This is a genomic window from Halomonas sp. V046, from assembly GCF_052645355.1.
Genome location: NZ_JBQXYF010000001.1, coordinates 394,651 through 419,428, shown reverse-complemented (window position 1 = coordinate 419,428; position 24,778 = coordinate 394,651). Strand labels below are relative to the sequence as shown.

The window sequence follows — 24,778 nt, the reverse complement described above, 5'->3', positions numbered from 1 at the left end:
GTATGATGACACGATAAGTTGGCGGTGGTGTCAAATGAGACCTTGGTGGTAGACAGCGCCCGGGTGGTGGGATTTTCCCCCGCTTTTCCTTTCCCCGCGGTATCCTGCGGACATCTCGACAGGCAGGTTCTCGATGAGTGATTCCCTGAAGATTCCCCGACGCAAGTTGGCCGACGAGGTCTTCGATCGGCTCTATCAACAGTTGCTCGCAGGCGACTATGCGCCGGGGGACACGCTGCCCTCGGAGCGAGTGCTGATGGAAACCTTCGGCGTCGGACGGCCGGCGATCCGTGAGGCGATGCAGGCGCTGGAGCGCCTCGGGATGGTGGCGATTCACCACGGTCAGCGGCCCAAGGTCATCGCGCCCAGCGCCGATGGCATGCTCGCCCAGATAGAGCTGAGCGCCATGCATCTGTTGGCCACTGAGCCTGCGTCGCTCGACCACCTCAAGGAGGCGCGGGCATTTTTCGAGCTGGGCATGGTGGCGCGAGCCGCCCGGCAGATCGATGAGGCTCGCCTTTCCCAGCTGGAGGCATTGATCGCGCGTCAGCGCGAGGCCTTGAACCACGACATCACCGCCTTCATCGCCGCGGACATGGCGTTCCATGTCGCGATCGCCGAGACCGCGGGCAACCCGATCTTTGTCGCCGTCAGTCGTGCCATGCTCGACTGGCTGGCGCGGTTCCACGGCTCTCTGGTGCACTGGAAGGGCAGTGAAAGCCTGACCCTCGATGAGCACGAACGCATCTTGGCGGCACTGAGGACCAAGGACGAGGCAGCGGCGGTGCGCGAGATGCAACTTCATCTGAACCGGGCTCGCGGCGTCTACCGGCCGGCGTGAGACAAGGGCCCGCCCGTCCCACTCCCACGGCGATAATGAAAGACGCGATACCGACAACGCTAACGCTAAGCAGGACGAATCGTGGATAACGCACTGGTGTATTGGCTCGATCTGGCCGGGACCGTGGTCTTCGCTCTTTCGGGGGTGCTGTTGGCGTGTCGCTCTCGCATGGACCCCATCGGGATGCTGGTACTGGCCGCGGTCACCGCGATCGGCGGTGGCACGCTGCGCGACCTGGTTCTCGGCGTGCGTCCGGTGTTCTGGGTGACCGACCCGGCCTATCTCTGGGTGGTGCTGGCCACGGTGATGGTCTGTCTGGTGGGCTTCCACTACATCCATCGCCTCAATCGCATCATTCTGCCGGTGGCCGATGCTTTCGGTCTGGCGCTGTTCGTGGTGATCGGTGCCAACAAGGCGCTGCTGCTCGGTGCACCGGGGGTGGTTGCGGTGTTGATGGGCTTGTTCACCGGCGTTGCCGGCGGCATGATCCGGGATGTGCTGGCGCGCCGCGTGCCCATGGTGCTGTGTCGTGAGGTCTACGCCACGGCGGCGATAGCCGGTGGCATCGTCTACGTTGTGATGACGGCATGGGACGCCGCCTATCTCGGCGTCACGCTGTCACTGGCCACGACCCTGGGCCTGCGCTTGGCGGCGATCCGCTGGCATCTGGCGCTGCCGGTCTTCGCCTGGGTGGTGATCTCTCCGGCCGCTGAGCCGTCGGCGGCGTCACCGTCGAGTGATGGCGGCGAGACCGGACACACCTCCGAGGGCGCCACGCGAGAGCGTCCTCGACACAAGGTCAGGGTGCGGATGATATCGCCGGGTAAGGCGCGTCGTCGTCGGCTCCGGGGCCAGGAGGAGGACTGATGGCCACAGGCAAGGACCGTTTACCAGGGCGCCACGCCACGCCGTGGGTGCTCGCCGCGCTATGGCTGGTTGCCGGCACGGCCTTCGCGGATGCGAGGCCGCAGTCGGGCACTGACACGGCGACAGACTCGGTGGCTGTCCCAGCCCATGTCGTCACCGTCACGGAGCCGACGCCCCCGCAACGCTTTGGTAGCATCGATGAACAACGCTTCCAGCAAGCCAGTCTGGCGCTGCGCGCGGTCTACGAGCAGTCCCTGGCGTCCTTGCCAGACGACAAGCAGCGCCACTATGCGCAGCGCCTATGGCGTCTGACCGGCGATCCGCGCTATCTGGCGCTGAATCGCGACTACGGCGAGCGTCTGCTCGCCCGGCTGGCCAGCGATGCCAAGGTCGTGGCCGACCCCGCGACGCTTGCCGCGCGCAACGCCGAACTGCTCGATGATTATTCGGAACAGACGGCGAAGGATCGTCGCCGCAAGGCCATGCTGACCAGCCGGGTCGACATGATGATGCCGCGGGGCGTGTTGTTTCGCCTGGCTCAGGCCGAGTACCACAATCTGCTTGGCCACCTCGACGCCGCCGAGCGCCAGCGCCTGTTCGACTCGCTGGCGGCGGTGGACTGGCGGGGGTTTCTGACCGACCCCGAGGTGTTGTCCATCTACGCGGCCCAGGTGGCCAACCAGGTGGCCTTCCTTCACCAACTTGGCATTATCGATCTGCGCCGCGAGGTCTATACGGCGTTTCAGGCGCTTTACCCTCCTGGACGCATCGTCGCGCTGGACGATGCCGAATATCGCAACTGGCTGTACGGGCTGACCCATGTGGTGATTGCCGCCAGCCGCTATTATCAGCAACCGGTGACCGATGCCCAGGTGGGCTGGGCGTTGGAGGCGCTCGAATCCCAGGAAGGGAAGATGATCGGTGCGGTGAAGGAAGACATCCTGGCCGAAGTGGCGTTGTCGCTGCAGCTGGCGGGGCGTGAAGAACACCCGTTGGTGGATGCTATTCGCGCCGACCTGATGGCGGCACGAGATCCCGCCGTCGGTATCGTGCCGAGCGTCGATGGCGGGGTGGATCTTGCCGATGGCGAGCATCGTAACGTCTTGGCCATCATGACCCTGGGATGGCAGGGGCGTGTGACACCAGGGCCGGATCTGGGTACCCATTTTTCCGCCCTGGGCGCGGCCCCCCCTGCCGCCGAGAGCCATGGACAGGCGGCCCCGCGAACCGCGCAGGGGCGGTCGCAGTGACGGCTCCTCGCTATCCCAGCGTGGCCACTCTGGCGATGGTGGGCAACTGAATGCCGGCGAGATCGGGCGCCAACGAATCCTTGATGTGCTGATACAGGGGCTCGAGATCCGCGTGCATCTCCTGTTCGGCGCGGCGATGGTCGATATAGAAGGCGTTGCGCACACCATGGTAGTGCAAGGTCTCGCTGACTTTCTGGAAGTGAAACCCGGATAATGCCAGCAGGCGCGGTAGGCGTGGCTCCATCAAGGCATAGACATGGCGTCGCCGGGTGAGACTGACCAACGCATAGGTGCAAAGGAAAAGGCCGGTGACGATCAGCGGAAAGGTACGCTGTTGCTGAGGGCTGAAGAGCGTCTCTGTCGGCACCTCGAATTCGGTGTCGGGCGTGCGTCCTGGCCGTAGTCTGAAAGGCCGCGCGATGGCCAGTCGCGACACTTCACAGATGTCCTTGCGTGGCAGGTGCAAGGGGTGCAGCTCTGGCTGAGTGAAAGTGGCCGAGGACTGGCAGACCACGGGCAGACAATCGTCGCTTCCCGGGCGGGGCAACACCAGGCGCAGACAGCCGGCGGCCAGGCCGCTGTCGCGGTGTTCGATCAAGCAGTGCAGGGAATGACCATCGAAGTCATCACGCTCCAGGTGACGCCCCGGATCCTCCTCCATGCGGTACTGCAGTTCCTTGAGAAAGACTTCGTGACGCAGTGCATGAACCCGATCGCGGTCGCGAGGTGTGATCGCGAGCTGAAACCGAAAGTCCTCTGCGAAGCTTGTCAATAGCGACTGCCTGACCTGGTGGCGCGGCATTTCATCGATGACGTCTGCAGGCATGCTCTGGCATCCTTGGGGCACGAGTATTATCCATCAATGGCACCTTCACCGGGGTGCCAGGATCTGTTGTCAAGGCCCTCGAGTCGTCAGCTGGTGGTGACGACTCGAGGGCTTCTTGCACAACTACTGTCTACCGTTGCGCTCCTCGCGCCTGGACACCGTAGCCAACGCCATGGTGTCGTTTACTGTACAATAGGCGCATTCGATATCACTTTCTAGGTACCTCCGCTTCCAGGGTGATCGGGTCGAAGCCAAAGATGTCTTCTGCAGGAACCGGTCGGCCGAGGTGAAAGCCCTGGCCGTAGGTAATGCCATAAGAGGCCAGCAGGGGGATCAGCGCTTCTTGGTCAACGAACTCGGCAATGGCCTGCTTGCCGAAGCCGGCGGCGATATCCGCTACCGCCTTCACGATCACCCGACTGTCGGGGCTCACCGCCAGGCTGCGGATAAAGGAGCCGTCGATCTTGATGTAGTCCACGGGCAACTGACCGAGGTAGTGGAAACTGCTGAAACCGACGCCGAAGTCATCCAGGGCGGTACGACAGCCAAGATCACGCACGCTTTGGAGCACGCCGCGGGCCGTCGAAAAATCGGTCACGGCGGCGGTCTCGGTGACTTCGAGGATCAGGTGGTGGGGGTCGGCCTCGCCGGCGGCGAGTTCGTCGGCCAGGTACTGCTTGAGGCCTTCGTCGTGCAGCGACTGCCCCGACAGGTTCACCGCCAGGCTGATATCGCTCAGACGCCCCAGCGCCTTGACGCTGTGGTGTAATACCCAGCGATCGATAGCCACGATCTGACCGCTGTGCTCCGCCACCGGAATGAAACGCACCGGAGAGATCAGGCTGCCGTCGTCGTCGCGCATGCGCAGCAACACTTCGTAGTGACGGGTATCGCGGTCTTCCAGGCGCACGATGGGTTGTACCATCAGCACGAAATCGTCCTCGGCCAGTGCGCGGCGAATGCGCTCGACCCAATAGACTCGTTCGTTGAGCTCGTCACGGGCATTTTCCAGGGTCGACAGCAGATGCCAGCGCTGAAGGTGGCTGGCCTTGGCCTTGTACATGGCCACATCGGCGCTGGCCATGAGATCGGCCGGAGTCGTGCCGTGGGTCGGAAACTGAACGATGCCGACGCTGGCCGAGACACGGTGCCGGCGCCCTTCGGCGATGAAGCCAAGGCTTTCGAGCAACTGGTTGATGTGCTGTGACAGGCGGATCGCCTGGTCGCTGCCGACCCCGACCAGCAGCAGGGCGAACTCGTCCCCACCGAGTCGGGCGATGATGCCGCGGTGGCCAAACTCCTGCTGCAGCAGGCGGGCGACGGAAGACAGCATGCGATCCCCCGCGTGGTGCCCGCTCAGCTCATTGACCTCCTTGAACTGGTCCAGGTCCAGCAGCAGGACCACGCCTTGGTCGCCGCGCATCAGGGCCTTGTTGAGGGCGTCCTGAAAGAAGCGCCGATTGTACAGTTCGGTCAAGGGATCGCGTTCGGCGAGCCAGGTCAGACGCGCCTCTGCGGTCTTGCGTTCGGTGATATCGAGGCCGACGGAGATTCTCGCCTGAGACGCCGTGGGGCCCGCTGGCAGCGGACTGTGGTACCAGATAATGGTGCGTGCTTCGCCGTCGCTGGAGGTGAGCAGGCGTTCCTCGTGACTGGCCCCGGATTCGCCCCAGGTCGTCAGCTGCCCTTCGCCTTCGAAGACGTCGTTGAAGCGACGCCCGAGCAGCGCCTTCGCCGGGCTTTCCAGTACTGCCAGGGTGTGGGCATTGACCATGTCGATGCGGCCGTCATCGTCCAGGGTCAGGATGAAGACCTGGGCGGTGTCGAGCAGATTGCTGACGAAGTCTCGCTCGCGCGCCAGTTCGTCGACGCGCTGGGCCAACTCCTCGCCACGTGAGTCGACCTGGTGCTGAAGTAGCTCCAACTGGTCGGCCAGTGCCAGCGTCGAGCTTTCGAGTACGTCGATCTCGTCGGGCAGCCGCCGGGTCTGGGTTGGCAGGGCTTCACGTGCCTCATCGAACCCGCCTCTCGCCAGCGGCGGCAGGACCGCGGCGACGCGCCGGAGTCTCGCCATGGGCTTGAGCAGGATGGCCAGCAGCAGGAGTTCGGCAGACAGCCAGCCAAACAGGCTGGCCATCATCTGGGTACGGGTATCCAGACGAATCGCATTGATCTGGGCGGTGATATCGGACACGAGCAGGAAGTGCGCGGTTTCGTGGACGGCATCGCCAACCGATATCGCCAGTGCGTTGATCTCCAGCTGTCGGCCATCATGCTCGATGCGCAGCGGCTCGGACTCGAGCTTCGTCAGTGGGCTCAACGCGGCCGCCTGGCGCAGCACCGGCAACGTGATGGCCTGGTTGGTGACGGCGATGAGGTTCGCCCCCCAGGCGCCCAAGGCACGGGGGGGTACGCCTGTCTCGGCATTATGTGAGTCATCGGCGACGACCAGGGCCACTTCACTGGTGGAAATTTCGCGTGCCTGGCGAGTGACATCGGCGAGTGACCTGGCCAGAATCACGGTGCCGACGCTGCCCCCCTCGCCGAGTACCGGAACCACAGCAAACTGACGACACTCGGGGTGACAGCGTAACGGGGATAGCGGGCGTTCGGTGCGGATCACCTGCTCGACCCAGCGGCGGTACGTGGGAGTGGCATCGCTCGATTCGGCACTGCCGAGAACCAGGCGCTCCTCGCCGACCGCGTTGTAGACGCGGATTTCCTCGATGCCCGACTCCAGTTGCAGTGCCGGCCACTGCGCGGTCAAGGCATCGGACAGCGCAGAGCGTGCGTTGGCTTCCAACGCCGTGCCAAGGTCAGGGGTTGCCGATACCAGGCCAGCGAGTTGACGCAGGCCATCCTCGGCCCGGCTCAGGGCGAAGCGTAGTTCACGCTGCTGACGTTCGAGCTGTTCCTGGCGCGTGGCATTGAACTGCTTGGTCAGGTTGCTGTGAGAGAGGTAGGTGAACAGTACCGATAAGGCGACCAGCAAGAGGCTGGACAGCGCGACCACACGCCAGGTAAGGCTCAGGCGGTGGCGCTGGCCGTTGAATGACGCGAACTCCCTGGAGCGTGTTGGCATCAAAACCTCAGTGACAGCTGGAACAACCACATGTCCCAACGCCGCTCGGTGTCCTGTGGGTCGGGGTTGTCTTCGGCGGGCAGCCAGCCGGTGCCGTCGACCCGGTGGTACTCGCCTGCCAGCATGATGCTGGGGTGCGGTGTCCACTGCAGGCCCACGGTCATGTCATCGGCGAACTGCGAATAGCTGGGGCCACGACCGGAGCGTTCGTAGGCGTTGCCGTTGCGATCATCGCGATCGTTGACGAGGCTGTCGTAGCGTAGCAGCCACTGCCAGTCGTCGCCGATACGGCGCGTATACTGCACGTACCAGCTTTCCCCGGTGGTGTCCTGGTCGGGGAAGGCATCGAACCCGGTCAGCGAGATATCGCGTAGCGCATATTCGGCGGTAAGGCTCCACAATTCGGCGTTGTACTGAGCGGAAAGCACCCAGGGGGTAAAGTTGAACTCGCCGTCGCCAGGCCCTTGGTCCGGGGAGTCATACTCGGCATTGGCCGTGGCGGCACTGACAGCCACGATGACGCGACCGCCATCGTGCTCGTAGCGCACCTGGCCCACCGCCGAAGTGTCGGCGTCCAGGGAGCCGGGAGCCTGGCCCAGGCCAATGGCGGTTTCCACATCATCCTCGATACGCGCCTTGCCGAAGCCTAGCTGAGTGCGCAGCAACCCGCCGTCCAGGCGTTCCTCGTGATACAGACTCAGGCCGTCCCCGGCGAGGCCGAGTGAGCGCGTACGGTCGAAATAGATGGACTGCGGCAGCAGGATGCTGGGCCGGGTAAATGCCACGTCTCGGGTTTGGTTGTAGAAGCCGAAGGGGTTCTTGAACCGCCCCACCTGCACGCCCAGGGTGCGCTGCTGGTCGGAGACCATCTGCCAGTCGACCACGCCGTAGTCGAGTTCTGGGCTGCCATCGTCACCTTCACCGGCGCGTCGGCTGAGGACCTGAGCGGCAAGCAGGACGTTTTCGTGAGGGCGTAGCGAGGCATTGACGCCGAGCTCTGTGTAGTCCCAGCTACCGCCGTCATCGGAGCTCTGGCCGAAGAAGTTATTGTGATCGGTGATGACCAATGCCTGGCTGAGAAAGCCGTGCACCTGCAGGGTATCCAGCATGCCGTTTTCAGCCACGGCTGAGCCGGCGGGGATCGACAGCAACGCAACCGTTGCCGTCGCGCCCAGGCCTGGCCTATTCCATGGTGATGACTTGGACACGCTCATCCACATACTCCCGTTCGATGTAGCCGATGGCTCCTGGCGTGGTAGCGACAGCATCACGCATCTGCTGTTGGTTGCGCACCCGGTTCGGCGCCTGTCCAGTGCCGGAGAACACCATGCGATCCCAGGCGAGTTGTAGCTGGTGGGGATAGACTGAGAGCCGTTCCTTGACGAAAGCGGCATGGACCGGATGGGAGTTGGATAGCACGAAGACCTGGGCGGCCTGGCCGTCGGGCCAGGTACGCTGGCGCATGGCGAAGATGGCGCGGGCGGTATCGCGTTCGAGGCGCTGGGTGACCACACCAGGGTTGGCGATGATCAGGATGTCGCGGTCGTTGCCGGACTGGGCCTGCGCGCAGGCGAAGCCGAGGCCGTCGAGGAGCAGCGTCAGGCCCAGCATCAGGACCAGTTTCAGAGGCGCACGGCGCATCAGTGCCTGCCTCCGCCGACACGATCGCCCAGCGCCAGAAGGCAGGCTATTGCCGCCGCGCATGGCATCTTAACCGTCATAACGATCCCAACTCTCTGCCAATTCCCTGATGGCTTCTGCGCTTGCCCCACTAGTCGCTGCTCCGGGGACATTGTTCTGGTGATGCGACAGAAGTTGCTCCCCTGCACGATGAGAATGCGTATGGGGTATGCACTAACAAGCTTATCCTAAGGTGAGAGCGGTGTGCGAAAAAGTCGTGATGCGCGGTCAACGCATGCACCGATAGCTCGGCACGCTACCGGTGCATGGCGTTACGTCGGCCCGTTGGCGCTAGAGGGCGAAGCTGGCCTGATTGATCCACAGGTGGGCCGCGACGCTGGCGGCGTAGCCAAGCGCAATCACCGGCGCCCAGCGCAGGTGGCCCATGAAGGTGTAGTAGCCACGGGCTTGGCCCATCAAGGCGACACCGGCGGCGGAGCCGATCGACAGCAGGCTGCCGCCGACGCCCGCGGTCAGGGTGATCAGCAACCAGTGTCCGTGGGACATGCTGGGTTCCATGGTCAGTACCGCGAACATGACCGGGATGTTGTCGACCACGGCGGAGATGATGCCGAGGGCGATATTGGCCCAGGTGGCATCCCACTGGGAGTACATGACGTCAGATAAGAGCCCCAGATAGCCCATGAATCCGAGCCCGCCGACGCACATGACGACGCCGTAGAAGAACAGCAGGGTATCCCACTCCGCTCGGGCGACGCGGTTGAACACGTCGAACGGCACCACGCTGCCGAGCTGCTCAAGCTTCTTCCATTCGCCGCGCTGGGTGTACTGGGTGCGCTTGCGGTCCAGGGACTTGGGCAGGCTCTTGCGCAGGTAGAAGCCGAAGAACTGCAGATACCCGAGACCGGTCATCATCCCCAGCACCGGAGGCAGATGGAGCAAGGTGTGGCAAGCCACGGCGGTGGCAACCGTCAGCAGGAACAGGCCGATGATGCGTCGCGCGCCACGCTTCATTTCCACGGCTTCCTCGAGGCTATCCGGGGTGCGGTTGTGAATGAAGCAACTCATCACCACGGCGGGTACGATGAAGTTGATGGCGGAGGGGATCAGCAGCGAGAAGAACTCCTGGAATTCGATCAGGCCGGCCTGCCAGACCATCAGCGTGGTGATATCGCCGAACGGGCTGAAGGCGCCGCCCGCGTTCGCCGCCACCACAATGTTGATACAGCACAGGTTAATGAATTTCTTGTCACCTTCGGCGACCTTGGTAACGACGGCACACATCAGCAGGGCCGTGGTCAGGTTGTCGGCGATGGGGGAAATCAAAAACGCCATGACCCCGGTCAGCCAGAACAGGGTGCGATAGCTGAATCCTTTCTGCACCATCCACGAACGCAGGGCATCGAAGACGCGACGCTCGTCCATGGCATTGATGTAGGTCATCGCCACCAGCAAGAACAGCATCAGCTCCGAGAATTCCAGCAGGGTCTCGTGAAAGGCCGACTCTGCCGCATCGGGCAGGCCGGCTTGGACGTACGTCCAGCCGATAAGACCCCAGATGATGCCGGCGGCGACCAGCACCGGCTTGGACTTGCGCATGTGGAGCTTTTCTTCGGCCATGACCAGGGCATAGGCCAGCACGAAGATGGCGACCGCCAGAAACCCGACGAAAGAACCGGTCAGGTCCATGTCGCCGGTGACGGCATGCGTGGGGGATGTGACGATGAACAGGGCCAAGCCTGCGAGCAGGGTGAGCGCCATGCGGTGGCGCGAGGAACGGCTCCGACGTGTCGTGTTGTCAGTTATCTGCATGACGACGGTGTCCCGAATCTAGTGGAGGAATAGGGTGAGTAAGCGATCCCGAGCCTAGCACAGCGTTTTGCGCTGCAATATGCGGCGAACGGCGGGGTTGTCTGAGTCTTTGGTAGGGGGCGCGTGCGAGCGGAAAGACCTGCGTCGAAGGGTCACTGGCCGGGAGGTTGCTCACTCTTCGGCGTTCTGTGGCATCATTCGTGCTTGGGGCACCACTGCCCGCTTCGCCAATGACCCAGCCAGGCGCCAGCCACATGTTTCTCGACGACTTCCATTGCCTTGTCGATGACCGCACTGTCATCTCCGCCGACCAGGCCAGCCGTTTTGCCAAGCGCATCGCCGGCGACTTCAACCCCATTCATACGCCAGGGGCGCGCCGCTTCTGCGTTCCGGGGGACCTGCTGTTTGCCCTGGTGCTGGCGCGGTTCGGCCTGTCGACACGGATGAGCTTTCGCTTTCTGGCCATGGTCGGCGCCGACCGGCCCTTGCTTTTCCGTGAGGACGAGCAGGGCGGTATCGGCGTTTACGATGACGATGGCAAGTGCTATCTGCAGGTCCATCGTAGCGGCGAGACGACCCATGACGTCGAGGTGATCGAGGCCTTCACGCGCTGCTACGTGGCCTTCTCCGGCAAGAACTTCCCCCACTACCTGAAGCCGTTGATGGAACAGCACGGGGTAATGTTCAATCCCCGGCGCCCCCTGGTCATCTACGACAGCATGGGGTTCTCGCTGGATCGTCTCGACGCCGAGACGCCGTCTCTGGCCCTCGAGGATTCGTCCCTCGAGGTGATCGGCAAGCGTGGCGATGTCAGCCTCGAATTCCGCATCGATGGGGCCGGCCAGCCGCTGGGCACCGGCTCCAAGAAGCTTGTCGTCAGTGGGCTGTGCAATTACGACGCCGAGGCCATGGACGATATCGTCAGTGAGTTTTACCGCCTGAAGGCCGAGGACGCCGAGGCCTGAGCGGCCTGGGGAGCGCATCGGCCTCGGCGGGCGGCTCCTCAGGCGGCTTGCGTCAGCAGGCGTCGGGGGTCAGGGCCTGGTGTGCCCGCCGTGTGGCAGGAGCAGGGACAGGAACCGAAGCAGGAATAGGAACAGGGGCGTGGTTGGACGGGGGGGTGTGGCTCACAGCCCTCCACCGAGCCAGTGACGAGCCAGGCTCACGCCGAGGCACGCCAGCACCACCGCCAGGGGCGACCAGCCCCAGCGGGCCAAGGCCACGAATCCGGCCACGACGAGGGTGAAATCCCCAAGGCTTGTCACCGTGGACAGCCATATTGGATCAAACAGGGCGGCCGCCAGCAGCCCCACCACGGCCGCGTTGGCCCCGGCCATCATGGCGGTGAGTCCCGTGCGTTGGCGAAGCCGATCCCACATCGGCAACAGGCCTAGCACCAACAGTGCGCCAGGCAAGAAGACGGCCACCAGTGCCAGCAGGGCGATCAGCACATTGCCATCTCCGGCGACCATGCCAAGGTAGGCCGCCAGGGTGAACAAGGGCCCGGGCACGGCCTGGGCGGCCCCGTAGCCGCTGAGAAATGCGTCTTCGGACACCCATCCCGGCGCGACGACCTCGGCCTGCAGCAACGGCAGCACGACATGTCCCCCGCCGAACACCAGGGCACCGGCGCGATAGAAGGCATCGATCACCGCCAACCATAGTCCGGCGTCCAGTTGACGCAACAGCGGCAACCCCACCAGGCCAGCGACAAACAGGGCCAGAAAAAGCCCGGAAAGCATCCGCGAGACGCTTGAACTCAGGCTGTCGGCACGGCTAGCGCTGTCGCAGGTAGCCGCGTTGCGACACAGCACGGCGCCGGCCAAGGCCCCAGCGAGGATTGTCGCTACCTGGCCTGCGACCCCCCCAAGTGTCGCCACGAGCGCGATGGCACCGACGGCTATGGCGGCGCGCCGGCGATCCGGGCACAGGGTGCGCGCCATGCCCTGCACGGCGTGGGCGACGATGACGACGGCGACCAGTTTCAATCCCTGCATCAGCGCCTGACCCAGGGGACCTTCCAGGGCCGAGGCACCGAGCGCAAAGGCGATGAGCAGCAAGGCCGAGGGCAGGGTGAAGGCCAGCCACGCGGCCAAGGCTCCCGGCAGGCCGCCGCGAATCAGGCCGATGGCCAGCCCCACCTGGCTGCTGGCGGGGCCGGGCAGAAACTGGCACAGCACCACGAGGTCGGCGTAGGCGCGCTCGCTGAGCCAGCCGCGTCGCTCGACGAAGGCGCTGCGAAAATAGCCCAGATGGGCCGCCGGTCCGCCGAAGGACGTCAGCCCCAGGCCGAGGAAGGTTCGGAAAATCTCGCTAAGCGACGAGCGGGAGGAGGCTGGCATGGGCGAGTCGACCGTCGTGAATGCGTCATCAGGCTGGCGCAGTCGAGTGACAGCCTGATGACATGGCCGCCTGGCCAGGATGGGAGGGACCGTCTATTGCAGGTAGATCTGCCCCTGCTCGTAGAGCGTGCGGCAGTCGCTGGCATCGTGGTAGCGGTCGGCATCGATGTTGGGCACAGCAACGCCGGGGCCGGAGAAGCGCGGATCATCGCACTCGCCGTCGTGGCTCCATTGGCTACCGTCGTCGCCCCACTGGATGTCGCCGCCGATGTACCCACCGGCGCTGGATGCGCCTGCGCCTGCACCTGCACTGGTGCCGCTTGGTACCTGCTCCGAAATCACCAGGCTGGCCTGGGCCAGGTTGGTCTCGGCCTCGAAGGTGCCGACCCAGATGTTGTAGTTGCCGCTGCTCGGTGACAGGAAGGTCAGGCCGGGATTGCCCGCGCTCGAGGCAGAGAAGTCGTCGTTGCAGTGCCAGACGCCGTTGGGATCATAGACCACCAGGGTGGTATCGGCGTTGGCCTCTGCCGAGATGACCAAGGGGTAGCCGCCGGCGGTGTAGTTCAGGTCGATGTCCGGCGCCTCGGCGTTGACGAAGCCTGTGCAGTTGGCGCCGGCCACGCTGGCCGAGGTGCCACCTCCGGCGCTGAGCTGGACCCGGTAGGGATCCGGTTGAAAGCCCGAGGTCAGATTGAGTGTTTGATAGAGCGGCGCTGCCTGCCAATTCAGTGCGGTGGCATTCGTCTGGGCCGAGGCGCTGGTGCAGGTCATTGCCAGTAGCGGTAGTGCTAGCGTTAAGGTCGTACGGGCCGAGAGACTCATTTTGGGTTCCCTTGCGGAAGGCGCGTGAGGCGCTGGAGCTGGCCGGATTGGAGTTCTTGTCGGTGTTCTGGCCAGGAAGATTCGTGTCGATCCGCGAACACGAATTAAAAAGTCTACATTAGCGTCCAATAGTGGTGAAGTTCAGTCATCGTGTTTTTTCTCTGGGCCATGGGTGTCGGGCGGGGGGGCGCAGTCGCAGTAGACGCTCGTGCAGGAACTCGGTGAAAAAGGCATGCATGAGAAATTGCTGATTGAGGCTGCCAGGACCCTGGGGGGAGTGGGGCCTGTTGTCGCCGTGATAGTGCATGAAAGGTGGTCGCCGTCGTTAGCCCGAGGCAGCCCTCGGCTCGCCCGACCCAATCGACGGCCATCTTGCGCCCGAGTCCTTCGATGATTCACACGGCGCCGATCAGATTGACCGGGTTAGGTTGGCTGGCGCGGTGCATCACGCAGGCGTGTAGCGCCTCGTTGCCGATATTGTGCAGGCCCTGGCCGATGTGCACGCGCCGCCCCCCGGCGGCGACATCGTCGGCCGCAAGCATCCGCTAGTCACGGTGCTCCTGCTGAGCATGTATAGGAGCACCTGGCTGCGCACATCGGAAAATCACGCCGATAACTCGAGGCGCCGCGGGTGATCCAGCGGGCGCGTTCGATGACTTTCTGGTGCAGTTGGAGCAGCCGTCGGCGAGAGTCTTCCTGGGTCAGGTGGCCGTTCATCAGCGCGAGGATGATAGAAGCGGCATACTCTAGCCGCTGAGATGGGCGAAGAGGGTGCTAGTCTTTGCAGAGCAGTCGCTACCAAGGATATTTCAGATGGATGAAACACGATCGGAAAGGATGTCGGTCTATCCGCTGACCAGCCGAGTGCGCATCGATGTCGATGGCGTCCAGTTGGCGGATACCCTGCACGCGATGGAGCTTTGCGAGGCGAACTACCCGCCGCGACTGTACCTGCCCCGGGAGGACGTCGACATGAGTCGTCTGGTAGCGAGCGAGACCAGTACCCACTGTCCGTTCAAGGGCGATGCCAGCTATTTCAGCATCGTGCTGGACGACGGTGTGACCTACCCCGACGCGGTGTGGACCTACGAGCACCCGCTGGATGGCGCCGCGGCGATTCGCGGGCGCCTGGTGTTCGATCCACGCGTCGCCCAGGCCTGTGTCGAGTCCTGAGCCGGCGCCGATCATCCCCGCGCCGACCAGCCCAGGCCGCTGACCCGGGCCACACGATGCTTGACCGCCTGGTCGAGAATGCCCCTGCCGGTCTCGACCAGGGTCAGCCAGTGCCGTGCCCGGGTGATGCCGGTGTAGACAAGTTCCCGGGTCAGGATGGGATTCGGTGCGCTGGGCAGCACCAGGGCGGTGTGGAGAAACTCCGAGCCTTGAGACTTGTGCACCGTCATCGCAAACACCGTCTCCACCCGGCGCAGTCGCGAGGGCAGCACCCAGCGGATGCGCGAGGTGCCGTCACCGGCGGGGAAGGCGACCCTCAGGCTAGTGCGCCCGGCATGCTCCGGGTGGGGCAGCGACAGGGCGATGCCGATATCGCCGTTCATCAACCCCAGGCCGTAGTCATTGCGCGTCACCAGTACCGGGCGTCCCTCGTACCAGGCATCCTCCGTCAGCGTCGCGGCATTGGCATCGAGCCAGCCGCCGCGTACCAGGGCCTGACGGACGCGCAGATTGAGCCCTTCTACCCCCCAGGGGCCCCGGCGCAGCGCACACAGCAGCTGGAAGTGGCCGTGGGCGCCGAGAACGGCTCGGGCCCACTCGTCCCATTGGCCGGCGTCTGCGCTCGGCGCGGGGCGCCGCTCGCTCATCGTCGCCAGGTAGTGGCGATAGCCGGTCGGGCGGCTCTCGCAGGCCGGCGCCGCGGCACGAGGAAAGTTGCCTGCCAGACCATCGCTGACCAGGCGCTCCAGCCGCCGGTCGATGGGCGCCGGCCCTAAATCTGAACCTGAATCTGACCTTGAAGCTGATCCTTGCGGGTGAGGTCGGACGTCTGTCATATCCAGGAGTGACAGGTCGGCGTAGCCACGGCGCAGCACGCCGCGCAGCGATGGCGCGCCTGAGGCGGCATTGACCGCCGCGGCGAGTTGGCCGATGCCGCTGTCGGCGTCGAAACGGTGGCTGACCCTGAGCATGGCGATGGCCTGATCCAGGTCGTGGCCGGCGGCATCGATTACCTCGGCGGGCAGCCGCTGTGAGGTGGCCGATGCCAGCCAGTCGGCGGTCTCGATCCGGTAGTGGCCGCCTTCGGCTCGCGCACACAGATCCCCCAGCACCGCGCCGGCCTCGACGGAGGCTAGCTGGTCCTTGTCGCCGAGCAGCACCAGGCGCGCCCGGGCCGGCAGGGCTTCGAGCAGTGCCGCCATCATCTCCACGTCGACCATCGACGCCTCGTCCACCACCAGCACGTCCAGTGCCAGCGGGTTGTCGGCATGATGGCGCAAGCGCCGGGTATCCGGGCGCGACCCCAGCAGCCGGTGCAGCGTGACCACCGCGGTGGGGATGGCCGCGCGCAGGGTCTGGGCATCCTCCCCCAGGCCGTCGAGGGACAGGCGCTCGACCTGGCCCGCGATCGATTCATTGAGCCGCGCCGCGGCCTTGCCCGTGGGCGCGGCGAGACGGATGCGAAGGGCCTGGCCCGTGTCGGCCAGGGCCAGGGTCTGCAGCAGGGCGAGCAGCTTGACCACGGTGGTGGTCTTGCCGGTGCCGGGGCCACCGGTGATGACCGCGAACGGTGAGCGCGCTGCCAGGGCGCAGGCCTGGCGCTGCCAGTCGAGCCCTTCCGCTGCAGGAAACAGCCGCTCCAGAGGGGCGACAAGGCGGTGCGGGTCCGCTGGCGGAGTGCCCAGGCGCGCCCTGATCCGGGCACGAATGCTGGATTCATGGCGCCAGTAACGGCGTAGATAGAGCCGTGTGCCGCTGTCGTCGCGGCGGATCACCAGCGGCGTCATGCCTGGCCCATGGGAGCACAGCTCAGGATGCTCAATGGCCTTCGACCAGGTCGCGGCGTCGAGGCCGCCGAGCACCCGACTCGGCAGCGGCGGCGGGTCCTCCAGGCTGTCGCCTTCCGGTGGCAGCGACAGCGCCAGATCCGGGGCGGCCAGGGTACGCGCCAGGTCGAGACAGACATGGCCACGGCCAAGCTGGTGGCTGGCCAGGGCCGCCGCCAGCAGCAGGGCGGGGTTGGCGTCGGGGCACTGCTGGTGCAAGAAGGCGGCGAAGGCACGATCGAGTTCGCGCAGCCAGCCCCGGGCCACCCAGAGATCGAATAGCGTCATCAGGACGGCGGCATCGGTCAGGGCGCGCTCTGGCGCCTGGTCCAGGCGCCAGAGCGCTTCGCTGTCGTCATCCAAGGCGCGGTCATCCAGAGAACGGTCGAAAGAACGGTCGAAAGAACGGTCGGGGGTCATGGAGTCTCCGCCGGTGTGGGATCGCCGCGAAACAGAGCGTCCAGGGCGTCGATGAAGGCCGGGCTCGGGCGGTCGCCGTGGACGCCTCGACTGGCGGCCTCGGTGCCACGCAGAAAGACATAGAGCGCGCCGCCCAGGTGACGTTCGGGGGCGTAGTCGGGCAGTCGAGCGCGGAGCAGGCGGTGCAGCGCCAGCAAGTAGAGCGCGTACTGGATGTCATAGCGCTTGGCCAGCACCGCATCGCGCATGGCGGACTCGGTGTAGGCCTCGTCGCCGTCGCCCAGGTGGTTCGATTTCCAGTCGAGCACGTAGTAACGCCCGTCATGCTCGGCCACCAGGTCGATGTAGCCCTTGAGCATGCCGTTCAAGCTGTCGGCCTGAAGGCTCGGTCGCGGATGCCCGGGGAGCAGGTGGGCGCTGACCAGGTCATCGAGGCGACGGGCATCGACGCTGCGACTCGCCAGCCAGAATTCAAGCTCGACCCGGTAGCCGACCAGATCGGCCAGGCGTAGGGTCGCGGCGGCACCAGACTCGGCGTGGCCAGTGCGGTGAGGCGGGCGCGGCGTGGTGGGCGCCGCCGCAGTGCCAGGCAGGGGCAGGGGCGGGGGCAAGGGCAGAGGCACGGGAAGCGGCGTGGTCATCAGTGCGGTCAGCCAGCGCGATAGCTCGGGCACCCAGCCACCCCAGCCGCGCAGCCGGGTGCGGGCCTTGAGCATGTCGTCCAGGCGCTCGGGATCGCTCGCTTCGCCGAACCCCTGCTCCCCGGCCCATTCGAGCAGGCCGTGGAGGAAGGTGCCGGCGGCGGGGCCCCTCGGAAAGCGGTGCAGGGCGCCGCCCTGACCGGTCTGGAGAGGGCGAGTGACGCCGTCGCTGGGCTCCTGGCGCAGCTCCCGGGCGGTGGCCTCCTGGGCCGAGGTCGGTTCACGAGACGTCGGTGCTGCGCCGCCGGTGCCGCTTTGCTCGCCGCCGCCTCCATGGCCCTGGGGCGTTTCGGCGCCGCTCGCGCGGGCCGCGTCGTCGTCCTGGCCGTCGGTGGAGAACGCGATCGCCTGTTGGCGTGTCGTGCTGGGCTGGCGCATCGGTCCCAGGGTCAGCGCCGAATAGCTCGCTATCCACCAGTGCTCCCGGGGCGAGCGCAAGGCGCGCCGTGCCGGTGCCAGGGCCGCGGTGCGGGGAGCCGGGGGCAGGCATTGGGGATTGGGCAACGGCGCCGGACAGGCGTCGATGGCGGCCTGGCCGTCGGCCATCGCCGCGACGGCCGATGCCAGGCCCTCGGGCCCCAGAGGCGCGCCGCCGGACAGCAGATAGCCGATGGCACTGCGCTCGAGGTTCTCGAGGGGGGCGAGGCCGACCCAGGTGGCGTGGCGGGCTCGGGTGAGGGCCACATAGAGCTTGCGCAGGTCTTCGGCCAGGCGCTCGCGGTCGGCGCGTTCGACGATATCGGCGTCGGCCTCCAGCGCCAGACGGCGCACGTCGCCGTCCTGCCACCACAGCGGTACGTCCCCGGCCTTGGTGGCACGGTGGCTGGCGATGAAGGGCAAGAACACCAGCGGGTACTCCAGGCCTTTCGACTTGTGGATCGTCACGACCTGCACCAGGTCGGCGTCGCTTTCCAGGTGCAGGCGGTGGCGGTCGTCCTGGGTCGGACCTTCCTGGCGCGTTTCGGCCAGATGGCGGATCAGGGCATGCTCGCCATCGAGTTCTTGACTGGCCAGTTGCAGCAACTCGCCCAGGTGCAGCAGGTCGGTGAGGTGACGCTCGCCATCGCCGCCTTGCTGAGCGCCGGCCAGGAGTCGCGCCGGGACCTGGAAGTCGTGCATCAGGCGCCGCAGCATCGGCAGCACGCCCTGACGCTGCCACAGGCGGCGGTAGTCGCGAAACTGGAGGACTCGCCGCTCCCAGGCCAGGTCATCGCCGCCCTCGGCCCCGCCAAGGGCGTCGAGTTCTTCAAGAGACAGGGCCAGGCTCGGGGTCGCCAAGGCCCCGCGCAGGGCGGCGCCATCGTCGGGGTGGGCGACCGCCCGTAGCCAGGTCTCGACTTCGACCGCGGCCGGGGTCTCGAAGACGCCGTCCTTATCCGACAGGTAGACGCTCTTGACGCCGCGTTGGGCCAGGGCCTGGCGGATCGCGCGGGCCTCGACGCCGCTCTCGACCAGCACCGCAAGATCCCCCGGGCCGAGCGGTGTGGTCTCGGCGCCTCGGGTGAAGCCGATGCGACCCTCTCGGGCACCCGTCAACAGCGCCACCATATGCGTCGCGCAGCGCTCGGCCATCTGCTCGCGGTAGGCGAGCTTGGACAGGGGGGCATCGTCCCCCAGTTGCCACAGACATAGCGCGGGCAAGGGGCGCCCGTCGTCGGTCAGGGTTTGTGCGCGGCCCTTTGCGGCCACCGCCGTGAACGGCAGCGGGTTGTCGTTGCCCTGGCGGAACAGGAAGGCGCCCTCGGGCAAGGCTTCGGCCTGGCCGAAGCAGCGGTTCACCGCGGCGACCATGGCCTGGCTCGAGCGGAAGTTGGTGGCGAGGGTGACATGGCGCCCGGCGGTATCGCGCCGGGCACGCAGGTAGGTGTAGATGTCGGCGCCGCGAAAGGCGTAGATCGCCTGCTTGGGATCGCCGATCAGCAGCACCGCTGAAGGGCCTTCGCTCGGCGCGCCGGTCTCGTCCTGGGTCGGCGCGTCCTGGGTCGGTGCGTCCTGGTCGCCCCGGGACTCGCGACTCAACCGGTAGACCCGGTCGAAGAGGCGATACTGGATCGGGTCGGTATCCTGGAACTCATCGATCATGGCCACCGGGAACTGGCGGCGAATGCGGCTCGCCAGGCGCTCGCCCTGGTCCTGGGACAGGGCGCGATCGAGATGGGTGAGCAGATCATCGGGGCCGATCTCGGCGCGCCGAAGCTGGGCCTGCTCCAGGCGCTCGCGCATCCAGTGCACGCCGTGGCGCACCAGCACCGTATAGGCGCTCGGCAGCGTCGCGAGGTCCTCGCGCAGCGACGCCATGGCCTCGAGTACCGGCGAGCAAGGCGGGGCGCCGTCCTTCCAGATCTCGGCGAGCCCGTCCGGGGTGAGGCGCTTGTAGGCGGCGTCGGTTAGTGCGGGGCTCTCCTGACCGGGGTCCTCGGCCCAGTCGCGCAAGGCGCCCAGCCAGGTCGCCCGGGATCTGGCGTTGAACTTCTGGCCCGCAAAGGCCTTGCGGGCGGCGGCGTCTTCGAGCGCCTGGGCGAGCTCGTCAAGGCCCGCTTGAAACGGCGCTTTCAGGGTCTCGAGTCGCTCGGCCACCTCGACCTCCACCGCGGCCAGCGATTCGGCCGGTGGCGGTGCCGGCGGGAGGCGGTCGGCGTGGGCACGCAGTCCGCGTAGCGCCTTGTGCAGCGCCTGTGGCGTGTCCCAGTAGCGGGTGACCTGGCCCAGGCGTTCGGGGTCGAGCTGATACAGGAAGCTGCGCCAGTAGTCGCGTGCCACCTCGAGCTCGAGCTCGCTCTGATCGGTCTCGAGGGTCAGCGAGAACAGGCTGCCGCTGTCGAAGGCGTGCTCGCCGAGCATGCGGTGACACCAGGCATGGATGGTCGAGATGGCGGCCTCGTCCATCCATTCGGCGGCGAGCTGCAAGCGCCTGCCACACACCGGCCACCGCGCCGCCGGCCACTCGTTGCGTAGCCGGATCAAGGGATCGTCAGGGTCGCCGTCGGCGGCGTTCTGGAAGGCCTCCGCGGCCTCGACCAGGCGCGAGCGAATACGGTCTCTTAGCTCCAGGGTGGCGGCGTTGGTGAAGGTCACCACCAGAATCTCCGGCGGCATCAGCGCCCGGGCGAAGGCCAGGGGGTCATCGTCATCGCGTGGCCCAAGCACCAGGCGCACGTAGAGCAGGGCGATGGTGAAGGTCTTGCCGGTGCCGGCGCTGGCCTCGATCAGGCGGTTGCCGTCCAGCGCCAAGGTGATCGGGTCCAGTGACGTCGGGGCTTGAGCTTGAGCAGGGGCGGGGGCCTGTGCTTGTGCTTGGGCCTGGGAGAGAGGCGGCGTGGCGGGGGCATCGGCGCTCATGTCCGGTCTCCCTGGTCGAGGGTGGCAGGCGGAGCACCGGAGCTCGCCGCGGCGGACAGCGGCGCGTAGAGCGTCTCGGCCAGCTCGGCGAAGGCCAGGCCGTCGACGTCGAGCAGCGTGCGGGGCGCCGGCCAGTGCCGCGCCAGGTACGGGTTCTGGGCGTGCTCCCCGATGAGGTAGTCGCTGCCGAGCAGCACCTTGAGGGCCTCGTGGCGGGCGGCCTCGTCGCCGTCCTCTGGCGCACCGGCGAGAAGTCGCTGCATCGCGCTCAGGCTGCCGCCCTTGCGCAGCCAGGCGAAGCCCGTCTCCCGCGCCAGCGGCAGGGGCTGGCGCATGGCCGCGTGCCAGGTGCGGGCGATGTCCTCGAGCCAGGCCATCGCCTGATCGCTCTCGATCGGGGCCAGGTGGCCGTGTCCGGCGCGGGACAACAGCCGGGTGGTGGTCGGGCCGAGGACCACCTGGGCGATGAGGTGGGTGATCCAGGGGCGGAGCCAGTGTCGCCAGTGATAGCGTTTCTCGCGTCCGCGGACCAGGGAGGACGACAGCATCACCACTCGGCAGCGCTGGCCACACTCATCCTCGTGCAGCTCGTCGAGGGCCCCCTCGACCTCGAGTCCGGCGAGGTTCAGGGTGAAGGGGATCGGTGTCTCGATGGCACGGGGCCAACGCGTTCTGGCCTCGTGGTAGAGCGCGAACAGTTCATCCATGGGCTCGATCAGGGCACTCTGCATGCGCTCGGCGAAGCCGCCCATGGCGAGTCTTCCCTCCCGGGTGAAGCGCTCAAGGGAGGCGGCCATGGCGGCCTCCCTTGACTCGCCGCGTTCCACCGCACGGCGCTGGTCACGGATCAGCTCGTCCTGCAACTGCCAGTGGCCGAGACCGTCGAGGGCGAAGGGCTCGTGATCGAGCCGCGAGGCCTCGGGCAGTTCCAGATAGACGCCGAGACGCTGCTGGAAAAACACCCGCACCGGGTCACCGAGCAGGCCGGCGAGCTGCGCCGCGGTGAGAGGCGCGGTGGTCTCCCGTGGCGAGAGCATGGCGCCGTCGGCGCTGTCGGCGGATGGCGGGTGCGTGTCGTCGCGGAGGTCGTGGACCCGGCGCCATTCCTCGGCGTAGGTGAAAAGGTGTGGGTCCGCGCCGAAGTAGCGAGGGCTGAACGGCGTCAAGGGGTGGTCGGTGGTCAGGTGAGCCAGCAATGCCTCGCCGGCCTGGCGCGGCCCCGGCGCGTCAGGCGTATTGCCGCCAAGGTGCCAGCCGCGCGCCAGGTGGTCGCGTAGCTGGCCGAGCAGCACCGACGGGGGACGCTCGCTGTTGTCATGAATGCTGCGTCCGACCCAGCTGATCGAGAGGCGCTCCCGGGCCGACAGCAGTGCCTCGAGAAACAGGTAGCGGTCGTCCTCCCGGCGCGAGCGGTCCCCCGGGCGGTAGTCATGGCCCATGAGGTCGAAGTCCTGGGGTACCTGGGTGCGCGGGTAGTCGCCGTCGTTCATGCCGAGCAGCCACACATGGCGAAACGGAATCGCCCGCATCGGCATCAGGGTGGCGACGTTGACCGCCCCGGCCAGAAAGCGCTGGGACATGCCGTCGTCATCCAGCGCGGTGAGCCACTGCTCGCGCACCACCGCCAGCGGGATGGGGTCGTCGAAGTCGGCGTCGGAGGCGGCCTCCTGCCAGCTATCCAGCGCCTGATCCAGACGACTGGCGAGCAGGGTGTCGGCGTCATCCTGGGGGGCCAGGCAATCGCCGAGCAGCCGGCGCAGGCGCAGGCACCAGGTGGCGACATCGGCGGGCCGTGACAGCGCCTGCCAGTGATGTTCGAGGGTCTCGATCAGACGCACCAGGGGGCCGGCCAGGGCCGCCTCCAGGCCACCGATATCGCCGAAGGGGGCGATATCGTGCCAGTGCTCCTCGTCCGGCCCGATGCCACCGCCTGTGTCTGGGCGACCGCTGTCGCCGTGATGTCCCGCCTGTGGGTCGCCGGTATTACCTGCCGTGTTGTCTACGGCGTTTTCTACCGCATTCCCTACCGCATTCCCTACGGCATTCCCTGCCGCATCCCCTACCGCATCCCCTACCGCATAGCCCAGCAGTAGGCGCTTGAGGCCGAAGGCCCAGGTGTTCTGACTCATGCCGCCGGGCAGCGCCAGACTCTCGCGCTGGTCGGCGCTGAGTCCCCAGCGAATGCCGGCGCCTTCGATCCAGCGGGCCAGGACCGGCAGGTCGTCTTCGCTCAAGCCGAAACGAGCGCGCAGGGCCGGAACGTCAAGCAGGTCGAGCAGGTCGCTGACCGACAGGCGCAGCTCCGGCAGGCGCATCAGGGTTTCCACGGCGATGGCCAGGGGCTGGCGATGGCGGTTGGCCTGATCGGAAATGGTGTAGGGAATAAAACGTGGGTCGCCTGCGTCGAGGCGCCCGAAGACGGCCGCGACCTGGGCGGCGTAGGCGTCGATGTCGGGCACCATCACCAGCACGTCTCGGGGGCTCAGGCTCGGGTCCTCGGCGAAGGCGGCGAGCAGCTGGTCGTGGAGGATTTCGACCTCCCGCAGCGGTGAGTGGGCGACGTGAAAGGCCAGCGAGCGATCGTCGTCGTCCAGCGCCGGCCAGTGGACGCGGGTCTCGTCGAGCGGGCGCAGCGCGCGAATGTCGTCTTGCAGTTGGTGCAGCAAGCCCTGGCTGCCGTCGGCTCTGGCATGAGGTTCGAACAGGTCGATGCGCAGGGCCTCGCCCTCGAACAGGGCGGCGTAGCGGTCGCGCTCATCGAATTCGTCGAGCAGGCGAAGATAGTCTCGGCCCTGCTTGCCCCAGGCCGCCAGCAGCGGCTGTGCGTGCAGGTGCATCTGGGCATCATCGAGGTTCGCCGGCATCCCCGGGCGACGGCGCTGGCGCCGTCGCTCGGCGCGCAGCAGGTCGCGGTGTTCGATGATATCGGCCCAGTAGAACTCGCAGGGGTTGTGCACGCACAGCACCACCTGGCAGTGGCGTGCCAGCGCCGCCAGCGCCTCCAGGGTCTGGCCGGGCAGCGACGAGATGCCAAACACGATCACCCGTCTCGGCAGTCCCGCCACCGGTGTGCCCGGAGGCAGACGACGACAGGCATCGACGAAGCGTTGGTGAACGCCAGCGCGACTCGAGGCGATCCCGGCCGTGCCGATATCGGCGCGCAGTTCGCGCCACAGGATCGCCTGCCAGCGCTGGTCGTCGGGCAGCGGGTTGGCGTTGCCGCGGGCGTCGATCAGCACATCCTGACCCTCGGCCCAGGCGCTGAGCCAATCGCCGCGATAGACCTGGTACTGATCGAACAGGTCGGCCAGGCGCTCGGCCAACTGGTGGTGCTTGCGCTGGTCGGTGTCGTCGTCGAGGAAGCGCGCCAGGGGGGCGAAGGCTTCATCGGCGCACAGCCGAGGCAGCAGACGCATCAGGCGCCAGGTCAGGCGAGACTTGTCGAAGGGGGAGGTCGGCGGGACCGAGTCATGGCCATCGAGCCGGGTGAGAAGGCCGCGATAGGCCTGCCATAGAAAGCGCGCCGGCAGGGTGACATCGAGGGCCGCCGCGATGCCGCTGCCACCGGCCTTTGGGTCGGCGGCCAGCGCCAGCTTCAGCCACTGGCTGATGCCGTTGCTCTGCACCAGCACTACCTCGTTTTCCAGCGGCGCGAGGGGATGGCGCTGCATCCAGTTCACCGCCAGGTCACGCAGGGCCTCGAGGTGATTGCCGTGGATGACCATAAAGCCGGGCGTGAGCTCGCCGGCGCAGGCGAAGGTGTGCGACATGATCCATCCCTGACGGTTGAGCGGTGTTCGGCATGGTGCCGCAAAACGCCGCCTGGGCAAAGCGAG

The 24,778-nt window shown here is 66.5% G+C and carries 16 protein-coding genes; 5 read left to right on the top strand and 11 right to left on the bottom strand.

Features of this window, described 5'->3' with window-relative positions:
* Window positions 1–133: 133 nt before the first annotated feature.
* The 3 genes from nanR to ACUN9Y_RS01770 all read left to right on the top strand — a co-directional run bounded on the left by nanR (window position 134) and on the right by ACUN9Y_RS01770 (window position 2,958).
* Window positions 134–841, top strand: a complete 708-nt coding sequence (gene nanR / locus ACUN9Y_RS01780) for a transcriptional regulator NanR (protein WP_445458951.1) — start codon at window positions 134–136, stop codon at window positions 839–841.
* An 81-nt stretch (window positions 842–922) separates the two neighbouring features.
* The gene (locus ACUN9Y_RS01775) at window positions 923–1,708 is read left to right on the top strand and encodes a trimeric intracellular cation channel family protein (protein ID WP_445458950.1); all 786 of its coding nucleotides are present in this window, start codon (window positions 923–925) and stop codon (window positions 1,706–1,708) included.
* Window positions 1,708–2,958: a DUF3541 domain-containing protein gene (locus ACUN9Y_RS01770; RefSeq protein ID WP_445458949.1), complete on the top strand. Its 1,251-nt coding sequence runs from the start codon at window positions 1,708–1,710 to the stop codon at window positions 2,956–2,958. The genes ACUN9Y_RS01775 and ACUN9Y_RS01770 overlap by 1 nt, the downstream gene beginning before the upstream one ends.
* A 10-nt stretch (window positions 2,959–2,968) precedes the next feature.
* Here ACUN9Y_RS01770 and ACUN9Y_RS01765 read toward each other — a convergent pair whose 3' ends face one another.
* The 5 genes from ACUN9Y_RS01765 to nhaD all read right to left on the bottom strand — a co-directional run bounded on the left by ACUN9Y_RS01765 (window position 2,969) and on the right by nhaD (window position 10,319).
* Entirely contained in the window at window positions 2,969–3,784 is an 816-nt protein-coding gene (locus tag ACUN9Y_RS01765) for a PEP-CTERM/exosortase system-associated acyltransferase (RefSeq protein ID WP_445458948.1), read from the bottom strand.
* Between the two features lie 208 nt (window positions 3,785–3,992).
* Entirely contained in the window at window positions 3,993–6,866 is a 2,874-nt protein-coding gene (locus tag ACUN9Y_RS01760; protein ID WP_445458947.1) for an EAL domain-containing protein, read from the bottom strand.
* Window positions 6,866–7,975 carry a hypothetical protein gene (locus ACUN9Y_RS01755; protein ID WP_445458946.1) on the bottom strand — a complete coding sequence of 370 codons (1,110 nt, stop codon included), beginning with the start codon at window positions 7,973–7,975 and terminating at the stop codon, window positions 6,866–6,868. The genes ACUN9Y_RS01760 and ACUN9Y_RS01755 overlap by 1 nt, the downstream gene beginning before the upstream one ends.
* A gap of 73 nt (window positions 7,976–8,048) precedes the next feature.
* Window positions 8,049–8,507 (bottom strand): hypothetical protein, encoded by a 459-nt coding sequence (locus tag ACUN9Y_RS01750; protein ID WP_445458945.1) that lies wholly within the window; start codon window positions 8,505–8,507, stop codon window positions 8,049–8,051.
* A gap of 330 nt (window positions 8,508–8,837) precedes the next feature.
* On the bottom strand, window positions 8,838–10,319 hold the full coding sequence (gene nhaD / locus ACUN9Y_RS01745; protein WP_445458944.1) for a sodium:proton antiporter NhaD: 1,482 nt from the start codon (window positions 10,317–10,319) through the stop codon (window positions 8,838–8,840).
* 254 nt (window positions 10,320–10,573) lie between these two features.
* Between nhaD and ACUN9Y_RS01740 the strand changes: the two genes are divergently transcribed.
* Window positions 10,574–11,284, top strand: coding sequence for a DUF3581 family protein (locus tag ACUN9Y_RS01740; protein ID WP_445458943.1), 711 nt, complete (start codon window positions 10,574–10,576; stop codon window positions 11,282–11,284).
* A gap of 162 nt (window positions 11,285–11,446) precedes the next feature.
* On the opposite strand, the gene chrA is transcribed toward ACUN9Y_RS01740, so the two are convergent.
* The 3 genes from chrA to ACUN9Y_RS01725 all read right to left on the bottom strand — a co-directional run bounded on the left by chrA (window position 11,447) and on the right by ACUN9Y_RS01725 (window position 14,025).
* On the bottom strand, window positions 11,447–12,661 hold the full coding sequence (gene chrA / locus ACUN9Y_RS01735; RefSeq protein ID WP_445458942.1) for a chromate efflux transporter: 1,215 nt from the start codon (window positions 12,659–12,661) through the stop codon (window positions 11,447–11,449).
* 93 nt (window positions 12,662–12,754) lie between these two features.
* Entirely contained in the window at window positions 12,755–13,483 is a 729-nt protein-coding gene (locus ACUN9Y_RS01730) for a hypothetical protein (protein WP_445458941.1), read from the bottom strand.
* Window positions 13,484–13,878: 395 nt separating this feature from the next.
* The gene (locus ACUN9Y_RS01725; RefSeq protein WP_445458940.1) at window positions 13,879–14,025 is read right to left on the bottom strand and encodes a hypothetical protein; all 147 of its coding nucleotides are present in this window, start codon (window positions 14,023–14,025) and stop codon (window positions 13,879–13,881) included.
* A 271-nt stretch (window positions 14,026–14,296) separates the two neighbouring features.
* Here ACUN9Y_RS01725 and ACUN9Y_RS01720 point away from each other — a divergent pair, with 271 nt between their 5' ends.
* The gene (locus ACUN9Y_RS01720) at window positions 14,297–14,656 is read left to right on the top strand and encodes a DUF427 domain-containing protein (RefSeq protein ID WP_445458939.1); all 360 of its coding nucleotides are present in this window, start codon (window positions 14,297–14,299) and stop codon (window positions 14,654–14,656) included.
* 11 nt (window positions 14,657–14,667) lie between these two features.
* Here ACUN9Y_RS01720 and recD read toward each other — a convergent pair whose 3' ends face one another.
* From recD to recC, 3 genes are all read right to left on the bottom strand, one after another.
* A complete protein-coding gene (recD, locus tag ACUN9Y_RS01715) occupies window positions 14,668–16,770 on the bottom strand; it encodes an exodeoxyribonuclease V subunit alpha (protein ID WP_445459083.1) in 2,103 nt (700 codons plus the stop codon).
* A gap of 128 nt (window positions 16,771–16,898) precedes the next feature.
* Window positions 16,899–20,942, bottom strand: a complete 4,044-nt coding sequence (gene recB, locus ACUN9Y_RS01710) for an exodeoxyribonuclease V subunit beta (protein WP_445458938.1) — start codon at window positions 20,940–20,942, stop codon at window positions 16,899–16,901.
* The gene (gene recC, locus ACUN9Y_RS01705; RefSeq protein ID WP_445458937.1) at window positions 20,939–24,712 is read right to left on the bottom strand and encodes an exodeoxyribonuclease V subunit gamma; all 3,774 of its coding nucleotides are present in this window, start codon (window positions 24,710–24,712) and stop codon (window positions 20,939–20,941) included. The genes recB and recC overlap by 4 nt, the downstream gene beginning before the upstream one ends.
* Window positions 24,713–24,778 lie beyond the last annotated feature (66 nt).